This is a genomic window from Algorimicrobium bowmanii (genome assembly GCF_054031195.1).
In genome coordinates this window covers 2,227,457-2,246,638 of sequence record NZ_CM132929.1, presented here as the reverse complement: position 1 = coordinate 2,246,638, position 19,182 = coordinate 2,227,457, and the positions used below count along the sequence as shown (strand labels likewise).

The following is a 19,182-nucleotide window of genomic DNA, read 5'->3' as shown; positions in this document are numbered from 1 at the left end:
GTGCTAACAAATAGCAAAAGTAAAACTGTAAGGGATTTCTGGCTCATTTTTTATTATTCAATTATTAATATATCTAAAATTTTAATTGCTGCATCACTAATTTTTGTTCCTGGTCCGAATACAGCAACAGCACCTGCGTCAAACAAGTATGGGTAATCTTGTTTAGGGATAACACCACCTACAATAACCATAATATCTTCGCGGCCATAGGCTTTTAATGCTTCTATAACTTGAGGAACTAATGTTTTATGCCCTGCTGCTAACGATGAAACTCCTAATATGTGAACGTCGTTCTCAACGGCTTGTTTAGCTGCTTCTTGCGGTGTTTGAAAAAGCGGTCCAATATCAACGTCAAAACCAACATCGGCATATCCTGTGGCAACCACTTTAGCGCCACGATCATGACCATCTTGCCCCATTTTAGCAATCATTATTCTAGGTCTCCTACCTTCTTGTTCTGCAAATTTATCAGCTAAAGCTTTTGCTTTACTAAAAGACGCATCATTTTTTATTTCCTTACTGTACACACCTGAAAAAGATTTTATTTGAGCTTTGTAACGGCCAAATGCAACTTCCAAAGCATCACTAATTTCACCTAAAGTAGCACGTTTGCGTGCTGCATCAACGGCTAAAGCTAATAAATTTTCTGAATTTGTTTTTGCAGCTATTGTTAATTTTTCAAGAGCTTGATTTACTTGTTCGGTATCTCTTTCTGCTTTAATTTTATCTAAACGCTGAATTTGAGATCTTCTAACGGTTTGATTATCTACTTCTAAGGTGGTTATTGGAGCTTCTTCAGCTAGTCGGTATTTGTTAACACCAACAATTATATCTTGGCCAGAATCTATTCGGGCTTGCTTACGAGCAGCAGCTTCTTCAATACGAAGTTTCGGAATTCCAGCTTCTATAGCTTTGGTCATTCCGCCTAACTCGTCTACTTCTTCAATAAGTTTCCAAGCCTTTTCAGCAATATCATGTGTTAGTTTTTCAACATAGTAACTTCCAGCCCAAGGATCTACTGTTTTGGTTATTTGAGTTTCTTCTTGCAGGTATATTTGAGTGTTTCTAGCTATTCTAGCAGAAAAATCGGTTGGTAACGCTATGGCTTCATCTAAGGCATTTGTGTGTAAACTTTGGGTGCCGCCAAAAGCAGCAGCTGAAGCTTCAATACAAGTACGCGCTACATTATTAAAAGGGTCTTGTTCAGTAAGACTCCATCCTGAAGTTTGACAATGCGTACGTAAAGCTAGCGACTTTTCATTTTTAGGATTAAATGGTTTTATGAGTTTAGCCCAAAGCATACGTGCTGCACGCATTTTAGCAATTTCCATAAAATGATTCATACCAATAGCCCAGAAAAAAGATAAACGCGGTGCAAAAGTATCTATATCCATACCGGCTTCTAAGCCTTTTTTTACGTATTCTAATCCGTCAGCTAGAGTATAGGCAAGTTCTATGTCGCAGGTAGCTCCTGCTTCCTGCATGTGATAACCAGAAATACTAATGCTATTAAATTTAGGCATGTATTTACTTGTGTATTCAAATATATCAGAGATAATTTTCATAGATGGTGTAGGGGGGTAGATGTAAGTATTCCTAACCATAAATTCTTTTAAAATATCATTCTGTATGGTACCTGCTAATAATTCGGGTTTTACACCTTGTTCTTCGGCAGCAACAATATAAAAGGCCATTATTGGAAGAACTGCACCATTCATGGTCATAGAAACACTCATCTTATCTAATGGAATTTCATCAAATAAAATTTTCATGTCCTCTACAGAATCGATAGCTACTCCAGCTTTTCCAACATCACCTACAACACGTTCGTGGTCTGAATCATAACCTCTGTGTGTAGCTAAATCAAAAGCAACAGATAATCCTTTTTGCCCTGCTGCTAAGTTGCGCTTATAGAATGCATTACTATCTTCGGCAGTAGAAAACCCGGCATATTGTCTAATAGTCCATGGTCTTCTTACATACATCGTACTGTAAGGACCTCGTAAATTAGGAGGTATTCCAGCAACAAAATTTAGATGTTCAAGATTAGCAATATCGCTTTTTGTGTAAATAGATTTTACCGGAATATCTTCAGCAGATAAAAAGGTGTCCTGATTGTTGGGTTCAACGTTATTTGAAGCTTCACCTAATTGAATATGTTGAATATCTTTACGATTCATAAATATTGATTTTTAGATAATTGTTACAAAAAAAAGCTGCGTATTACTGCTTTGATGTGTTTACAATTATTGGTTTTTCTGTAACTAAAGCAGGGTCTATATCTTGAATTTGTTCATAATACATATTGAATGCTATAAACAAGGCAAAATATTTATCCTTATCGGCGTTCTTGATATATTTTTGAAAAGGTGGTGCTAAAATATCAGGACGAACACTATTGGTTACCGTTAATGAATTTATTGTTTTAACAAGCGATTGTGTTGGAAAATTTTCCATAACACATTTAAAAACAGGTGCGTTATAGTTAAAACTTTGATTGTTACTATCCCATAAGTTTGGTTCCAATTTTAAGGCTTCTAAAACCTTAAGAGCATGTGGGGAAGTAATATCTTGATAGGATATTTCTTTTCTATTAACTTCCCTTAAAAACAAGGAGTAAGCGCCTTTTAATGTTGAATTGCCACTTCTGTAGTAACTATATATGTCGTTTTCAAAAGTGTATAATGCTTCGTTAAAAAGGTTGTTGTTTAAATCGCTACAAGTAATTACCTGTGTTTCATTGGCGAATTTGTAACTTGAAATAGGTAAAGGCTCGTTTGTGTTGCAGCTAACAAGTACCAAAACCAATAAGCCGATTGTAAGCTTTGAAAAGAGTTTCATAATAATTATTCTAATTTTAAGCGTTCTTGCTCAACGTTTTCAGCAAGTCGTTTTTCTATTATTGGTTCTAAAAGTGTTTTTCTTGAGTGGGTTTTAACAAAGGGAAACAGCTCTAATTCATTAGCCATTTTATCGGCTTTATTAGGGTGTTTATTGGTGCCTAATAAGGTTATTTCTCCAGAGTCAAACTGATCTTGTTCCTTAGTAGCACTTTCTTTTATTTTTCTTTGAATAATCCCTTCTTTTAGTTGCTTTAAAAAACCGCCTTGGGCTTCAATATCTTTAAATAATTCAAGAGCTTTTTCAGCCAACTGATTTGTTAGAGACTCTATGTAATAAGTTCCATCAGCTGGGTTTTTAACCTGATCAAAATAGCTTTCGTTTTTTAGGACAAGCAATTGATTGCGGGCAATACGATCTCCAAATTCATTATTTTTATGATATAGGGCGTCGTAAGGCATGTTTGAAATGGTATTTGCGCCTCCTAAAATGGCACTCATACATTCGGTAGTTGTACGCAACATATTGGTGTTGTAGTCGTAAATTGTTTTATTACGCTTGGTTGGTAGTGCAAATACGTGACAGGACGTATTAAAGCCGAAATCGGCAGCTAGTGCTTGATAAAGGATGCGTAAAGCACGAATTTTAGCAATTTCAAAAAAGTAATTAGATCCTATTGCAATTTCAAATACAGGGGTGAATACGTCCTTTTCTTTTTGAGTAAGTTTATCATTTAAAATATTTAAATACTCACTTAAATGAGCTAGAGCGTAAGCTAGTTGTTGAACAATATTAGCTCCAGCATTTTGATATAAAGTTGTGTCAATACTAACCGTTTTTGTAAGTTTAGCAATGCTAATAAAAGACTTATTGTCAGCTTCTAGATTTGTATACCAATTTCCGCTACGTGCTAAATTGCCTATAATATCATTTAAAATAGTTATGTTTTTAATGTTATTAGAGTCGGTAATATTTTCAACATAACTTTCAGATAGAAATTGTAATTCAACAAGTACGTTTGTTGCGTTTAAATCAATATTCTCCAGAAGTTCTTGTATTGCTATTGTATCATTAGGTATGATAAACTTAATGCTTTGCGCACCATTTTTAATGGCAGATAGGGCAATGTTATTAGCAACATCTAGTTGTTGGACAAAAATAGTTTGACATATATTCCAAGACGTTGTTGGGCAATTAGTAGGACTACCTTTTAATGTTTCCTGATGGTAAAAAGGTTTAACGTTAATTCCTTCATTGCTTTGCCAGATAAGGGTGTCATTATAATCAGCACCTTTTAAATCGGCTTGAATTTTATGTTTCCATTCTTTGGCGGAAACTTCTGGAAACTCATTAAATAGCTTTTTAGTCATTTTTATGTTCTTTTGGAATACTATCTTCATATTCAATTATAAAGATTTCTTCATTTTCTTTCTTCATATAGTACTTTTCCCGAGCCAATTTTTCAACACCGTATTCATTGTTTAATTCCTTGATGGCTTTTTGATCTTTTAGAATTTCTTTCTTATAATAATCTTTTTCCATTTCTAAGGCTTCAATATCTGCATTTAACTCACGATGAATTAAATACGAATTGGAGTCGAAAAAGAGCATCCATACCGTAAATACCACAAATATTAATATAAAAATATTTTTGAAAGGTTTTAAATATTTGCGATTAAACTTAGGCATTATGCTAAACGTTGATTGATTATGGTTTTAACGATATCTACAGCTACTGTATTGTACTTGTTATTCGGGATAATAATGTCAGCAAATTCTTTCATAGGGTCTATGAATTGCTGATGCATAGGTTTTAACGTGTTTTGGTAGCGACTCAGTACTTCGTCTAAATCACGGCCACGTTCGGTAATATCGCGTTTTAAACGACGGATAAGGCGTTCGTCACTATCGGCGTGAACAAATATTTTAATATCAAACATTTCTCGTAATTCGGGATTGGTTAAAATTAAAATACCTTCAACTATCATAACTTTTCTTGGGTGTGTTAAAATAGTGTCTCCGGTTCTGTTATGTTTTATAAAAGAATAAACAGGCTGATGGATATCATTTCCTTTTTTTAATTCTTTTAAGTGTTCCTCAATAAGTTCAAAATCAATAGATCTTGGATGATCAAAATTTATTTTAACGCGTTCATCAAAAGATAAATGAGTTGTGTCTTTATAATATGAATCTTGAGATAAAACACCAACTTCTCCTTCAGGAAGCTGATCTAAAATTTGATTTACAACGGTGGTTTTCCCACAGCCAGTACCACCGGCTATACCAATAATAAGCATGTATATTAATTTAGTTATGGCTACAAATTTAGTTATTTACTATGGAATTTATCGGTTGAATTATTTAAAGTTATAGTACTCTTAGGTTTTTATTGATTTTCTGGGACAATTTTAACAATGCCCAAATTTTCAACACCTACATATATATATCCATCAGGGGCTTGTATAACAGAACGCACCCGACCTATTCCTTCTAATAGGCGTTCTTCTTTAATTATAGTCTTATCGTCTAAATAACAGTTGTTTAAATATTGAAATTTTAATGAACCTATAAGAATATTACCATGCCATTCTGGGTATTTATCGGAAGTCACGAATGTCATACCACTAGGCGCAATGGAAGGATCCCAATAATGTATCGGGTTTGTTACACCATCCATGGTTGTTTGGTTGCTAATGATGCTACCTGAATAATTTTTACCAAATGTAACTTTCGGCCAACCATAATTGGCTCCAGCGTTAATAATATTTAATTCATCGCCTCCTTTAGGTCCGTGCTCGTGACTCCATATTGCATTTGTATTTGGATGTAGAGCAAGGCCTTGCGGATTACGATGCCCATAGGAATAAATAGCTGTTTTGGCATTTCTTGTTTTAAAAAAAGGATTTGTTTCCGGTATGCTTCCATCATCATTTAATCGGTAAATTTTACCACCATCTCTTGTAATATCTTGAGGGTTTTTATCTCTTTCATATCGGTCCCCTATGCTGAAATACAAGAAGTTTTTTTTGTCAAATGCCAACCTTGAACCAAAATGCTGACCTGCCCTAGTATTGGGGGAGGCTTTGTATAAAAGTTGAAAATTGATTACAGTATTTTCTTTAATTTTAAATCTCGAAATAGCTGTGTGGCCTCCATTTTGAGGTCCTTCAGTTGACGCGAAAGATGTGTAAATCCAGCCGTTATTTATATAATCGGGGTGAAGTATGATATCCATCAGACCACCTTGTTCATTAGTATATACTTTAGGAAAGCCAGAAATTTCAATTTTTTCACCGTTTTTAAAATGTAGTAGCTGTCCTTTTTTTTCAGTTATCAGCATGGTGTTGTCGGGAAGGAAAGTAAAACCCCATGGAATCTCTAAATTAGGTACGATAATATCATATTTATACGCTTTTTTTGTTTGTTTTTGATTTTGACCACATGCCAAAATACTTGTCAAACTAATAAAAATAAGGATGTAAGTGTATGATTTCATGGTGTATAGGATATCTGTTTAAAAATAAGAAAAAAATGTTGCATGGTTATAAAGAAAAGCTATATATTTGCACCTCGGTTTTGGAAATATTCAAAACAGAAAAGATAACCACTCGGGGTGTAGCGTAGCCCGGTTATCGCGCCGCGTTTGGGACGCGGAGGTCGCAGGTTCGAATCCTGCCACCCCGACATATTAAGCCTAAAATCTTTTGATTTTAGGCTTTTTTTATGCCTATTATTTTCTATTGTTCCACGAGCAGCCTAAAATAATGTAATATCCAAAATCGTTGTTAGACCAAGCTACATCAATACCCATTCGTATTTTAAATTTTCTAGCTATTAAATATCTAAAGCCAGTTCCATAATTATAAATCACATCGGAATCTGAAAATTGTTCATCTTCTTTAACCGCTTTGGCTAGTCCGCCAAACCCCACCAAACTCCAACGTGTTGTAAAATCATAGCGTTGTTCGGTTTCCACAAGGTGTGTAGAGCGACCTTGATAGCGCATTTTAGGGACGCCGCGTAAGTTAATATATGGTTCCGTATAAAAAGGCGAGTCGTTAAACTGAAATTCTGAAGCCCAACGAAAGCCACTAACTAATTGAGGAATAAATTGATGGAAATATTGTGCTGATAACTCTAAATTTCCAAAATTATAATCACTACCTGTCCAATCTGCGTTAAAATGATAAGTGGCATTTACAAGAAAGCCATTATCTGGTGTGAAAATATTATCTCTGTTATCAAATTCTATTACAATTCCGGGACTACTTAAATTGCTTTTTAAAGATTTTTCATCAACAAAATCTGGCAGATTAGTAAATTCAAATTCGGGTGTAATTTCATTTTTTAAAAATAAATATTCAACACCAACAAAAAGCCCTGAGTTTTTAATTTCTTTCATAACCGATAGCACAATAGGAAGCGATTTAAAATTAAAAGCAAACTTTTTTTCACCTAAAAGCGGAATGGTTCTGTAAAAATCCATGTTAACGGATGCATAAGCCATCATAGCTTGATATTTTATGCCGTACTGTGGAAGTGAGGCTGTTCTAAAGGCACCAACCATCCAAGTGTTATTAGCAGTGTATCCGCCAAAAACCGATGTTATATTTGGTGGTGTGTATTTACCTGGAGTCTGATGTTTATTGGGGCTGATAAATATGGGTGAAATAACGCCTCCTATATTCCCTAAAGCAGGTTCCGTAATGGGTTGGATTAAAGGAATGAAACCTTTAGGGTTTAACAGAAAATCGCTAAAATCTAGTTTGTTATCTAGAGAGTCTCGAAGGGCACTCTTTTTATTAGTTTGAGAAAAACTACTTTGTTGTGCAAAGCATAAACAGATAATAATAAGTGTGTGTATAATTTTTTTCATTTGTTACTGGTAATGCCTAATTTAAGAGTTTAAGTCCGTTAATTTAGGTGTTATTTTTTTATTAGAACTTTTGAATTTTAAAATTTTCAATTTTTTATCTAATAATTTAAACGTTAATGTTTTAATAAGAGCCTAACTCCCTATGGTATTCCGACTAATAATTGTTAGTTTTGCGCAAAATTAAATTAAAAATATTTTTTATGAGTCATGTAAAAGAAAATGATACTGTTCAAGTTCATTATACAGGAAAATTAAGTAGTGGTCAAGTTTTTGATAGTTCTGCAGATAGGGAGCCATTAGAATTTACTTTAGGTCAAGGTATGTTAATTCCTGGTTTTGAAAAAGCCGTTTTAGAAATGAAGGTTAACGACAAGAAAACGGTTGTTATCGACAAAGCTGAGGCTTACGGTGATGTTCAGAAAGAATTATTTCATGAAGTGAAAAAAGATCAGTTACCTCAAGATATTAAGCCAGAAGTTGGAATGGGCTTAGCTTCTAAAAATCCAGATGGTACAGAACACCAATTTCGTGTTGCTGCTGTTAACGATGATCATATTATTGTAGATGGGAATCACCCACTTGCAGGTCAAGATTTAACTTTCGATTTAGAGTTAGTGGCTATTAAATAAATTTAGCCTTATAATCATTATAAAAAGCTTGGGTTCGCTCAAGCTTTTTTTATGTTTAAAAATTACTGTATTCCTAAATTATGATATTATTTTTTTAAGTCTTTGTAATTAAATTATAAAACAAGTCAAATAGCTAGTAGAAGTTCTTGAAATTTCTTAAATTTAATTTCAAAACACGATTTATTTATATAAAATATATGGGTGTTTACAGAGACGCGTAATAATTTTTTAAAAACAGAGAAGACATGAGTAAAGAGAGTAGTGCTATATTAGGTATTTTAACAGGAACAGCAATAGGAGTGACATTAGGTATTTTATTTGCACCTGATAAAGGGGTGAATACTAGAAAGCGACTTGTAAACGAAGCAGAGCAAGCGCGTCATAAAATTCAAGATGAAGCTCAAAACTTAAAACAGCAAATGGCTGATACTGTTTCAAATAAAAAAGAGAATTTTGATGAACAGTTAGAATCTATTGTTGATGATGTGAGTCATAAAACAGAAGATGTAATTACAAGTTTAGAAAAAAAATTAAGCGAATTAAAGGCTAAAAATAAAAAGTTCCAAAAAGCATAATTGCATGAATATTTTTGAATCCATTAATGATACAACGGGGAAGTTTTCTGACGCAGGAGAAACCTATGTTAAAAAGTCACATGAATACTTCAAACTCAAAGTTTTTCAACAGTTAACAGCTTCCATAAGTTTAGTCGCTAAGGTGTTAATAGTAGGAGGTTTGTTAGCTATAGGTATGTTTTTTCTTGCTTTTGCTGTTGCATTAGCATTAGGGGAGTGGTTAAACAGTTTAGCTTTAGGGTATTTAATTGTAGCCGCTGTGTTTTTAATTTCCACATGGATTATTTATTTAAAACGCCACTTAATAAATAGTAAAATTATATCAAGTTTGTCTTCTAAATTTTTTGATTCATAATGAAGAAACCGTACCAATCTTTTTCCGAAATAGAAACCGATTTAAAACGTTTAGATTTAGAACGTAAAATTGCTTTTGAAGAAATGAAACTTCTTAAAACGGAGTTTAAGGCTGAGTTAAAGCCTGTAAATTGGGTAGGAACCCTATTAAACGTAGGAAGTAAATATGGTTTTTACTACCTTCTGAAACGCTTGTTTAGATAGCGTACATAAATTTACTAAGCCCATGTATTTAACATGGGCTTTTTTTGCTTTCTAATGTAGATTATAGCTTTAGCGCTAATGATTTTATGTTTCGAGGCATTTTTTTTTAATGTTTGGCGGTAAATTTGATTGAATCAAAAAAAAACAATAATTATGAAAAAATTAAAAACAATAATGGCTATGTGCCTTCTTTTTATATCGGTAGGCGCTATAGCACAAAACGACAAAGACAAAAAAATAATGGCAGATGCTAAAAAAGCAAAAACAGCACTTATTGAAAGAGATGCTGGTTTTGAGAAGTTTTTTAATAATTCGGCAGGATATGTTATTTTTCCTAATGTTGGGAAAGGTGGTTTAATTATCGGTGGCGCTAGTGGAAATGGTGTTGTTTACGATAAGGGAAACCCGATAGGTATGGCAGATTTAAAAGAAATTAGCGTTGGACTTAAAGCCGGAGGTCAGGCAATTACTGAGGTTATATTTTTTGAAACGGAAACTGCTTTGGAGAAGTTTAAAGAAGGTGATTTTGAGTTTTCAGCCGAGGCTTCTGCAGTTGCAGTAGATCAAGGAGCTTCTAAAAATGCAAATTATTCCGATGGTGTAGCTGTTTTTACAATGCCTAAAAAAGGACTTATGGCTGATGCATCTGTTGGAGGTCAAAAATTTAGTTATAGCCCATTTAAAATGTAACTAATAGCTTTCTAAATTTACAAGGTTGGCTATATGTCAACCTTTTTTTTGCTAATAATTTCAAGTAAGTTGATCTAAATGTTACTTTATTATGAACCACTCAACTAATATCTATATCCATGACTTCTATTAATTCCCATAGTTTTAAATTAAAAGATCTTCCAACTTTAATACGAGATACGTATAAGGCATGGGAAGCAAATAATCCATTTCGATTAAGTGCTGTTGTGGCTTATTATGCCGTTTTATCCTTACCAGGTTTGCTGGTTATTATTATAAATTTGGTTGGTTACTTTTGGGGTGTTGAAATTGTTCAGGGACAGTTAACAAATGAGATTTCTAGTGCGTTAGGAAGTAATGCAGCAGACTCCATTCAGAGTATGATGGTGGAAACACAAAATAGCGAGAAAAGTACATTGGCAACCATTTTAGGTGTTGGAACATTAATTTTTGGTGCTACTGGAGTTTTTTATCATTTACAGCTATCACTCAATCAGATTTGGCAAATAGACTCGGAAAACAATATGAGTTTCGGAAAAATGCTATTGGATAGAGCGCGTAGTTTTGCATTTATTTTAGCAATTGGATTTTTAATGCTAGTTAGTTTTTTGGTGACAGCTGCTATTTCGGTTTTAAACGATTTCATTCAAAGTCTCTTTCCTGAATTGGTAGTTTACATAGCCTTTTTATTCGATTTTTTAATATCGGTTGGAGTAATTACCTTACTTTTTGCGCTTATATTTAAATTTCTTCCCGATGCACAGATTAGGTGGAAAACCGTTTGGATTGGTGCTTTTATAACCGCAGTATTATTTGTTTTAGGTAAGTTTTTATTAGGGTTGTATTTTGGTCAGGCTAATCCAGGATCTACTTATGGTGCTGCCGGAACCATTGTGTTAATCTTACTTTGGGTGTCTTATTCTTGTTTAATTTTGTTTTTCGGCGCTCAGTTTACTTGGGTGTTTTCCGAACGTTATGGTTTAGGTATTCAGCCAAGCTCTAGTAAATCTAGCACCGATTTGGAATAAAAAAAAACACTCCTAAAAAATAGGAGTGTTTTAATAGTTGCTAATTGGGGAATTAAACTACCATTCTTTTATTTCTTTTTCAATGTCTTCGCGTGTTTTTCCTGTTTTTTCTTGAATACGCCCAACCATTTCATCAAACTTACCTTCAGCGTATGTTACATCGTCATCAGTAAGTTCACCGTATTTTTGTTTAAAATCGCCTTTAACTTGTTTCCATTTTCCTTCTAATTGATCTTTATTCATAATTATTTTTTTAAATTAATATTTTAACTTTAATACTGTAAAATTATTAATATTTATTCTTGAAAATGAACGCTATACAATAAAAAATGTGTGCAATTCAAAATACTGTATCGATTTTATGACAGTCATATTTTTTCGGATAGGATTAACTAGATTGAATGAAATAATTGATCTTGTTACTAACATTAAACATGTGAATTATGAGTAAATCAAGTATTAAAAATGAAGATCAGTACGAGGCTTTAAGAGATAAAGGCTATAGTAAAGAAAAATCGGCACGAATTGCTAATTCACCTAATTCAGGAACTAAAGGAGGTCATGCTAAGCCTTACGAAGAATGGACAAAAGCAGAATTATATGAGCAAGCCCAAAATGTTGATATTGAAGGACGTTCAATGATGGATAAATCTGAACTAATTAACGCTTTAAGAACTAATTAAAAACTACTTTAAACTAAACAAAATCTATTATGACTATAATTCCACCAAAAGTAATTCGTCAGCTATTTTTACTATTGCTAATTGTATTGGTATGTTCCTTGATTTTTCGGGAAATGATGCCGTATTTGTCTGGTGTTTTAGGCGCTATAACTATTTATGTTTTATTACGTAAAACAATGGCTAAATTGGTGAAACGTGGGTGGAATGCTAGTTTAGCAGCTGTTTTTTTAATGGTTATTTCATTTTTTTCTATTTTACTACCAATAGCAGGAGCTGCTATTATGTTAGGTAATAAAGTTTCTGAAGCTGTTAGCAATTCCGAACGTATAACTAAGATTGTTAAAAAACAATTAACAGAAATTGAAGCTCAGTTTGGGTATGATTTAAGTTCTCAAATTGATGCCTCAGCAATATCTAGTTGGTTGTCAAAAAACTTGCAAAACGTAGCTGGTGGTACTTTTGATACTGTTATAGCAATATCCATTATGTATTTTATGCTGTTTTATATGTTTACAAATAGAAAACAGTTGCGTGAATCTTTGATGGACTATATTCCTATTAATAAAGATAATTTAAAGCTTGTAGGAAACGAAATGCATGCCATGGTTCGAGCTAATGCTATTGGGATTCCGCTAGTTGCAATAGCACAAGGTGTTGTAGCATTAATAGGTTTTTTAATTTTTGGTATAGAAGCGCCATTCTTTTGGGCAGTAATCGTTACAATAGGTTCAATGGTTCCATTTGTGGGGAATATGTTAGGAACACTTCCCGTTTTTATTTTAACGATGGCTAGTGGTGATAATTTTGCAGCATGGGGCGTTTTAATATATGGAATAGTAGTTGTTGGCTCAACAGATAATCTTATTCGGTTGTTTGTAATTCAAAAACTAGATGATGTTCATCCATTAATTACCTTGATAGGTGTTATTATAGGAATTCCTTTATTTGGCTTTATTGGGTTAATATTTGGACCTTTATTGATTAGTTTGTCCTTGGTTATTATTCGTATTTATAAAAAAGAATACGCTACTACAAACTAACTTTATCAAATCTGTAAAGTAATTTTAAACTCCCAAAAGAATGACTCTGAGTTCTGTCAAACTCTCCAGTATTGAATTGTATGTTGAAAGCTAATGCAAATCGCTTATACGAATAATAAACTCCGGCATGAGCAGTAAAAATATAATGATCAATTTTTGTTTTAGGCCTAGATAAATCTGAATTAAAAATATTTCCTTGAATAGTTGCATTGTATCCTGAAATTCTAAAACCAGCACCATAATCTACAAACCATTCAGCTTGTTTGTTATTTGAAAATAAGCCATTTTGAGTAGCAATTGAGGCATTGATTTTATTGAACTGACCAAGTCTGAAAGATATCTTAGGCCATAAATACGTATTTATATTACCAATTGATGCGTCAACAGAAGCATAGGTGTCAATGAATCCTAAGCTATAAATTTCGTGAGCATAGGTTCCTAGAATATTAATTCCAAACTGATTTGGTAATTGTTCGCTCCAATCAACTGTTTCATCACCAGAAATGTTTTCATGAAAGTAATTTTGTAAAGCACCGGCTTGAGACGCTCGCCCTAATATACCGATTTCCGTTCCTATATTTAAATACGATTTATCAAAAATGTAATTGCTGTGAAATTCAATATAACTCCAGCCAGCGTATGGTCTTTCAATTATCTCATCGTCTTGATCACCATCATTTCTGTAATTGGGGGTATAAGCTTCAATATTCGCTCCTGCTATAAAAGACTGGCCTAGCTTATTACTAAATAAGCCACTTATAAAATTGGTTTCATTGGCTTTCCATCTATATCTAGCGCTTACTCCATAGGTATAGTTTCTGTCTGATGTATTGTAGATTACAAAAAAATCATTGTCTGTAGCTAATTCTATTTCGCTATTAAAACTTACATTTTCTTGCGAAAAATTAAGTAATGCGCTTAGGAAAAAAGCGCTTAGTAGTATCTTTTTTATCATAATATGTTGTTTTAATGAAAGTCAAAATTATACTGTAAGCTCCTATTAAATCTGCTTGTATGAATTTTTTATTAACTCAATTACAGTGCATTTCATTTTTTTATTGAATTAATAATTTTGGGGATACGGTTAAGGGAGATTGCACATAATTAATAATTTGCAACTGAACTAAAAACACTCCCTAAACACTAATAAACTGCGTGCTATGAAAACCCAAGAAAATATTTGTTTAGAAAATATAGCCGAAACAGATTTTGAAATATTTGCACTTCTGAAACAACGGTATAGTCCTAGAGTTTTTAAAAAGGAAACTGTAAAACCAATCCATTTAAATCAGCTTTTTGAAGCTGTTAGATGGTCGGCAAGTTCAAATAATTTACAGCCTTGGCGTTTTATTCATGCTCGTAAGGGAACACAAGCATATCAAGATATTTTTAATTGCTTAAGTGAGTTTAACCAATCATGGGCTTCAAATGCCCCGATACTCATGTTAGCAATTTATAAAGAATTGGATAATTCAGGAAAAGAAAATTTTCATGCTTTGCATGATTTAGGATTGGGGTTGGGAGCTATGACCGTACAAGCACAATACCTTGGTATTGGTTTGCATCATATGGCAGGATTGAATTGGAGAAAAGCGCATGACAATTTTAAAGTGCCTCAGGGTTTTCATGTGACTTCAGCAATTGCATTAGGGTATTACGGTGGGGATTTAGAGTTGTTGCCTAGCGACTTAGAAAAAGATGAAACAGCTAGCCGAAACCGTAAACCTCAAAAAGAATTTGTATTTAAAAATACCTGGGGACAATAATATAAACATATAAAAAAGAAAAATTATGAAAATCGGAATTATAGGAAGCGGAAACATAGGAGGTAACTTAGGAAAACATTGGGCTAAGGCAGGACATGATGTTCTGTTTAGTTCTAGGCATCCCGATATGCTAAAACCTTTAGTAAAAGAAGCCGAAGGGAATGCTCAAGCAGTAAGTATCACTGAGGCTTTTGAGGCTAATGCTGATGTGTATTTATTAGCAACTCCTTTTGAGGCAATTGATAAGATAGCAGAACTTTATGCAGGAGAATATGGGAATAAAGTTATTATAGATGCTACAAACCCATATCCAGAACGCGATGGTGAAATGGCTAAAGATGTACGTGAAGCCAATTACAATGCTTCAGAATATACAGCTATGAAATTTAACACGGCTAAAACAGTTAAAGCTTTTAATACAATTAAAGCTGAAGACTTAGAGCATGAGGCCTTTAAAAATTCGGAAAAAATAGCAGTTCCTTATGCGGCGCAAGACGAAGAAAGTAAAAAAATTGGTAGTCAGCTAATTAGAGATATTGGATTTGACCCTTTATATATTGGAAGTTTGAGTGATTCTGAGATTATGGATCCAGACCATGCAATTTATGGGAAAACACTAACAAGAGACTATTTGCAATACATTGTTGATGCTTCACGATCGGCATAAGCAATTCAGTGTTGTTTAAATTAAGAAAGAGGCTAGCTAATAGCCTCTTTTTTTATAGACTAAAACATAGTTTTTTAGATGTTTAGGTCTGATGTTTATGCATGTGTAATGGCTTAAATAAATTATGACCTTATTGGTAATTTGTATTGCTAAAATGAATATCTTTAAACTTCTGAAAAAACTATAATACGGAGTACTATTTTATGACACTTTTTGTTAAGTATGATTATGATATAATTTGTAAAGCCGTTCTTAAAGAACAGTTAGAAAATTTGGATATTGCTTATAAGCTTACTAGTGTTGGTGAAGTAGAGATTTCAACAGATTTAACTGAAAGTCAGCATGAAGCATTAGAAATTGCTTTAAGTAAATATGGGATTCAAATTGTTTCAAATCAGAAAGAAACTCTAGTAGAGCGTATAAAAAATACGATTGACGATATGCTGAATAATGCAGATTTAAGAACCGTTAAAGTATCGAGTTATTTGTCTGATAGTCTTCATTATTCCTATGCACATTTGTCTACTGTGTTTTCTGAAAACACATATACTTCTATTGAGAATTATATGATTCTAAAAAAAGTAGATTTAGTAAAGGATCGTATTTGTAATTCAAATTTAACACTTACCGAAATAGCTTATCAATTAGATTATAGTAGTGTAGCGCATTTATCAGGACAGTTTAAAAAAACAACAGGGTTAACGCCTAGTAGTTTTCAGAAAATAATGAAAAACAAAAAATAATAAATTTTTAATCCAGAGACCGATATGAGCGATATGCTATTAAACATTGCATTAGCAGATGATGATGAAGATGACAGAATGTTGTTTAATGAAGCCATTGACGATATTGAAATTCGTACTAAATTATCGCTATTTAATCATGGGCAAGAGCTCATGGATTATTTAAATTTACCCAATATTATACTGCCAAATCTTATTTTTTTAGATCTTAACATGCCTATTAAAGATGGCAAGCAGTGCTTGGTAGAAATTAGAAATAATCCTCGGTTAAAAGACTTATGTGTAGCTATTTACTCCACATCTTCATCAGAAACAGATATTGAGGACACTTTTTTAAATGGGGCAAATATTTATGTAAATAAGCCCAATAACTTTAGTAAATTGCGAGAAGTGGTAGAGAAAGTACTACAGCTTAACTGGCAGTATCACACGTCTAATTTAAATAAAGAAACGTTTCTCTTCCGTATCTAAAAAGCTATGGATTTTAAAAATGTTTATACCAATTCAAAAACCTATATAGTATTAACTGTAATAGCCTTGGTGTTGCTTGTGTTTACATCAATTATGGCTTATCAGCAAGTATTACTCATGCAGAAATCGTCTGAAATGATTTCACATTCCTTACAGACTTATAATGGAATTGGTTTATTAACTACACATTTTACCCAGGCAGATTCTGAAGAGTTTCGTAATCAGTTACAAAAATCGGAAAAAAACAGTGTTTTATTAAAAGAGTACAAGACTGAGGGGCAAGTTTTATTAGATAGTTTACAAGACTTAATAAAAGGAAACCCTAAGCAGGTAGAACGCTTGTTTATTTTAAAGGGATTTTTGTATGAGTTATATGATCAATTAGAAGAGTTTGATCAAACTAGTTTTGAAAATAATGCCGCACTTAATAAGTATAGAGATGCTCAAAAATCTATAATTAGTATTACGCTTTATCAAATGCGACATGTTAAAAACGACATGTTAAAAGAGGAGCAGCGCCTTATGGAGGTTCGTAAAGAAGCTTACGCCTCAAATAAATCAATCACACCAATTACCTTATTATCGCTCGCGCTTTTAGCTTTATTAATATTTATACTTTCTTTCTTAAGAATTTATAGAAACAAAGCACGAATTCGAGAATCAGAAAATTTTCTAAAAAGTGTTTTAGCTACTACTGATAATGTGGTTAATTACTACGAACCCATATTTAACGAAGCTGATGAATTGGTAGATTTTAGGGTGATATTTGCCAATCAGTGTAATCAAGATTATTTTGGATTAAATCCAGATGAAATGATAGGTCTTAATTTATTAAGCCTTTTTCCATTTTTAAAAAATACTCAAGATTTTGAGAACCTAAAAACTTGTTATTTAAATAATACCAAAGTGAAGTTTGATAGCAAGATAAACTTAGAGGGACAGGATATGTGGTTTCATTCTCTTGTTACACCTTTATCTAATGGGGTTTTAATTACCGCAAGAAATTCTACAGCTGAAGAAAAAGCGAAACAGATACAATTAAACTTAAAACGTCGCTTAGAAAATCAAAATTTAAAACTATTAGATAACCGGGCGTTATTAGCCAATATTTTCAAAAGCATATCTCACGTTGTTTTACACTTTAAAAGTATTAGAGATACCAACAATGAAGTTGTAGATTTTAAAATTTTGTTCGTAAATGAAAAAGTATCAACTTTTACAGGAAATAGCCCAGAACAATTAAAAGATAAAAACCTTTCAGAACTTTATCCGGAGTTTTTTGAAACAGCCATTTTTAAAAATCTTATTAAAGCCATTGAAGGAAATAAGCCTTCAGAGTTTGTAATACCTTATGAAATAAATGGTGAAACTAAATGGTTTAATGTTACAGCCATACGTCTAGGCGATGGTGTAACCACTACGGTTAGAGAAGTTACTGAAGAAAAAGAAAAGTCCGATGAGCTTTCAGTGTTAAACGAACAATTGGTTATAAGAAACTCTATTTTAACAGATGCCGAACGTATTGCTAAAATAGGCAGTTTTTTATGGTACAAAGGTGAAGATTCTATAGAGATATCCGATAACTTTTATAGTATGTTAGGCTATGAGTCCGAAAATGTTGTACTCACGGTTAATAGGTTTAGAGAGTTTATTCATCCAGACGATTTGGAACTTTACGACTTGAAATCGAAAGAGTCTATAGAAGGGATTATTTCCGATGAGTATGTATATAGAATTTTTACTAAAAAAGGTAATCTAAAATATTTAAAAACTAACGGACAGCTTATTACGAAATACGATAAGACGTTTATGATTGGTGTTGTACAGGATGTTACGCATACTGTTTTGGCTGCTGAAGAATTACGAAAAAGTAACTTAGAGCTACAGCAAAGTAATGCCGAGCTAGAATCTTTTAACCGAGTTGCAAGTCATGATTTACAGGAGCCATTACGTAAAATACAATTGTTTATCTCGCGTATAGAGGATTTAGATAGTTATTCTTTCTCAGAAAAGAGTAGCACATATTTTATTAAAGTTAAAAGTGCTGCCTTGCGTATGCAAGCATTAATTCAAAATTTATTAGCCTATTCAAGAATTGATAGTAGCCAAACCGATTTAGAACAGGTAGATTTAAATGAGGTATTAGAAAAAGTTCAAGAAGATTTAGCTACCACCATAAAAAATACGGAAGCCACTATTACTGTTTCTAAACTCCCCAATTTAAAAGGGATATTCTTTCAAATGGAACAATTGTTTGCTAATTTAATGTCTAACGCCTTAAAATATAAAAATACTACCGAGGCTCCACAGATAGATATTTCGGCCAAGAAAATAACGGCAGATATGCTTCCAAAAGACGTTCAGGTAATGAGCCTGCAGTATTATCAAATTACATTTTCAGATAACGGAATAGGATTTGATCCTAAATTTTCTGAAAAGATATTTGAAGTCTTTCAACGATTACATCAAAAAAATGAATATTCTGGTACAGGTATTGGTCTAGCTATTTGTAAAAAAATAGTTGAAAATCATAGCGGATACATATATGCTACTAGTGAATTGGGGAAAGGTACCCAGTTTAAAATTTACTTACCTATATAATTACAGTCGTAATT

Annotated in this window: 22 protein-coding genes and 1 tRNA gene; 14 read left to right on the top strand and 9 right to left on the bottom strand. The window is 32.9% G+C overall.

Annotated elements, in window-relative coordinates; genetic code table 11:
* Positions 1–53: 53 nt before the first annotated feature.
* The 6 genes from scpA to ACW5R3_RS09950 form a co-directional block, all read right to left on the bottom strand.
* Complete coding sequence (gene scpA / locus ACW5R3_RS09975) at positions 54–2,180, bottom strand: methylmalonyl-CoA mutase (RefSeq protein WP_456576870.1); 2,127 nt, start codon at positions 2,178–2,180, stop codon at positions 54–56.
* Between the two features lie 43 nt (positions 2,181–2,223).
* Positions 2,224–2,841 (bottom strand): hypothetical protein, encoded by a 618-nt coding sequence (locus tag ACW5R3_RS09970; RefSeq protein ID WP_456576869.1) that lies wholly within the window; start codon positions 2,839–2,841, stop codon positions 2,224–2,226.
* Between the two features lie 5 nt (positions 2,842–2,846).
* Complete coding sequence (locus ACW5R3_RS09965; protein WP_456576868.1) at positions 2,847–4,211, bottom strand: methylmalonyl-CoA mutase subunit beta; 1,365 nt, start codon at positions 4,209–4,211, stop codon at positions 2,847–2,849.
* Positions 4,204–4,530 (bottom strand): FtsB family cell division protein, encoded by a 327-nt coding sequence (locus ACW5R3_RS09960; protein ID WP_456576867.1) that lies wholly within the window; start codon positions 4,528–4,530, stop codon positions 4,204–4,206. Before ACW5R3_RS09960 ends, ACW5R3_RS09965 begins: the two co-directional genes overlap by 8 nt.
* On the bottom strand, positions 4,530–5,138 hold the full coding sequence (udk, locus tag ACW5R3_RS09955) for a uridine kinase (RefSeq protein ID WP_456576866.1): 609 nt from the start codon (positions 5,136–5,138) through the stop codon (positions 4,530–4,532). The genes ACW5R3_RS09960 and udk overlap by 1 nt, the downstream gene beginning before the upstream one ends.
* An 89-nt stretch (positions 5,139–5,227) precedes the next feature.
* Positions 5,228–6,337 (bottom strand): PQQ-dependent sugar dehydrogenase, encoded by a 1,110-nt coding sequence (locus tag ACW5R3_RS09950; RefSeq protein ID WP_456576865.1) that lies wholly within the window; start codon positions 6,335–6,337, stop codon positions 5,228–5,230.
* Positions 6,338–6,450: 113 nt separating this feature from the next.
* On the opposite strand from ACW5R3_RS09950, the gene ACW5R3_RS09945 reads away from it, so the two are divergent.
* Positions 6,451–6,525, top strand: a tRNA-Pro gene (locus tag ACW5R3_RS09945).
* 46 nt (positions 6,526–6,571) lie between these two features.
* Here the strand turns inward: ACW5R3_RS09945 and ACW5R3_RS09940 are convergent.
* Entirely contained in the window at positions 6,572–7,717 is a 1,146-nt protein-coding gene (locus tag ACW5R3_RS09940; RefSeq protein WP_456576864.1) for a BamA/TamA family outer membrane protein, read from the bottom strand.
* Between the two features lie 200 nt (positions 7,718–7,917).
* On the opposite strand from ACW5R3_RS09940, the gene ACW5R3_RS09935 reads away from it, so the two are divergent.
* The 6 genes from ACW5R3_RS09935 (at position 7,918) to ACW5R3_RS09910 (ending at position 11,197) form a co-directional block, all read left to right on the top strand.
* A complete protein-coding gene (locus ACW5R3_RS09935) occupies positions 7,918–8,346 on the top strand; it encodes an FKBP-type peptidyl-prolyl cis-trans isomerase (RefSeq protein ID WP_456576863.1) in 429 nt (142 codons plus the stop codon).
* Between the two features lie 245 nt (positions 8,347–8,591).
* Positions 8,592–8,921 (top strand): YtxH domain-containing protein, encoded by a 330-nt coding sequence (locus ACW5R3_RS09930; protein ID WP_456576862.1) that lies wholly within the window; start codon positions 8,592–8,594, stop codon positions 8,919–8,921.
* A gap of 4 nt (positions 8,922–8,925) precedes the next feature.
* The gene (locus tag ACW5R3_RS09925; RefSeq protein ID WP_456576861.1) at positions 8,926–9,276 is read left to right on the top strand and encodes a phage holin family protein; all 351 of its coding nucleotides are present in this window, start codon (positions 8,926–8,928) and stop codon (positions 9,274–9,276) included.
* Positions 9,276–9,479, top strand: a complete 204-nt coding sequence (locus ACW5R3_RS09920) for a DUF6327 family protein (protein ID WP_456576860.1) — start codon at positions 9,276–9,278, stop codon at positions 9,477–9,479. Before ACW5R3_RS09925 ends, ACW5R3_RS09920 begins: the two co-directional genes overlap by 1 nt.
* Before the next feature lie 153 nt (positions 9,480–9,632).
* Positions 9,633–10,169 carry a lipid-binding SYLF domain-containing protein gene (locus tag ACW5R3_RS09915; RefSeq protein ID WP_456576859.1) on the top strand — a complete coding sequence of 179 codons (537 nt, stop codon included), beginning with the start codon at positions 9,633–9,635 and terminating at the stop codon, positions 10,167–10,169.
* 119 nt (positions 10,170–10,288) lie between these two features.
* Entirely contained in the window at positions 10,289–11,197 is a 909-nt protein-coding gene (locus ACW5R3_RS09910; RefSeq protein ID WP_456576858.1) for a YihY/virulence factor BrkB family protein, read from the top strand.
* 57 nt (positions 11,198–11,254) lie between these two features.
* Here the strand turns inward: ACW5R3_RS09910 and ACW5R3_RS09905 are convergent, their stop codons facing one another.
* Positions 11,255–11,440, bottom strand: coding sequence for a CsbD family protein (locus ACW5R3_RS09905; protein WP_456576857.1), 186 nt, complete (start codon positions 11,438–11,440; stop codon positions 11,255–11,257).
* A 200-nt stretch (positions 11,441–11,640) separates the two neighbouring features.
* Here ACW5R3_RS09905 and ACW5R3_RS09900 point away from each other — a divergent pair, with 200 nt between their 5' ends.
* Together ACW5R3_RS09900 and ACW5R3_RS09895 are read left to right on the top strand one after the other, a co-directional pair.
* On the top strand, positions 11,641–11,880 hold the full coding sequence (locus tag ACW5R3_RS09900; protein WP_456576856.1) for a DUF7218 family protein: 240 nt from the start codon (positions 11,641–11,643) through the stop codon (positions 11,878–11,880).
* Between the two features lie 29 nt (positions 11,881–11,909).
* Positions 11,910–12,920, top strand: coding sequence for an AI-2E family transporter (locus ACW5R3_RS09895; protein ID WP_456576855.1), 1,011 nt, complete (start codon positions 11,910–11,912; stop codon positions 12,918–12,920).
* Here ACW5R3_RS09895 and ACW5R3_RS09890 read toward each other — a convergent pair.
* Complete coding sequence (locus ACW5R3_RS09890; protein WP_456576854.1) at positions 12,910–13,875, bottom strand: lipid A-modifier LpxR family protein; 966 nt, start codon at positions 13,873–13,875, stop codon at positions 12,910–12,912. The genes ACW5R3_RS09895 and ACW5R3_RS09890 overlap by 11 nt on opposite strands.
* Before the next feature lie 205 nt (positions 13,876–14,080).
* Between ACW5R3_RS09890 and ACW5R3_RS09885 the strand changes: the two genes are divergently transcribed.
* From ACW5R3_RS09885 to ACW5R3_RS09865, 5 genes are all read left to right on the top strand, one after another.
* Positions 14,081–14,686 (top strand): nitroreductase family protein, encoded by a 606-nt coding sequence (locus ACW5R3_RS09885; protein ID WP_456576853.1) that lies wholly within the window; start codon positions 14,081–14,083, stop codon positions 14,684–14,686.
* A gap of 25 nt (positions 14,687–14,711) precedes the next feature.
* Positions 14,712–15,353 (top strand): NADPH-dependent F420 reductase, encoded by a 642-nt coding sequence (locus ACW5R3_RS09880; protein ID WP_456576852.1) that lies wholly within the window; start codon positions 14,712–14,714, stop codon positions 15,351–15,353.
* Between the two features lie 203 nt (positions 15,354–15,556).
* Positions 15,557–16,096, top strand: a complete 540-nt coding sequence (locus ACW5R3_RS09875; RefSeq protein ID WP_456576851.1) for a helix-turn-helix domain-containing protein — start codon at positions 15,557–15,559, stop codon at positions 16,094–16,096.
* Positions 16,097–16,120: 24 nt separating this feature from the next.
* On the top strand, positions 16,121–16,567 hold the full coding sequence (locus ACW5R3_RS09870) for a response regulator (protein WP_456576850.1): 447 nt from the start codon (positions 16,121–16,123) through the stop codon (positions 16,565–16,567).
* 6 nt (positions 16,568–16,573) lie between these two features.
* Positions 16,574–19,168 (top strand): ATP-binding protein, encoded by a 2,595-nt coding sequence (locus ACW5R3_RS09865; RefSeq protein ID WP_456576849.1) that lies wholly within the window; start codon positions 16,574–16,576, stop codon positions 19,166–19,168.
* Positions 19,169–19,182 lie beyond the last annotated feature (14 nt).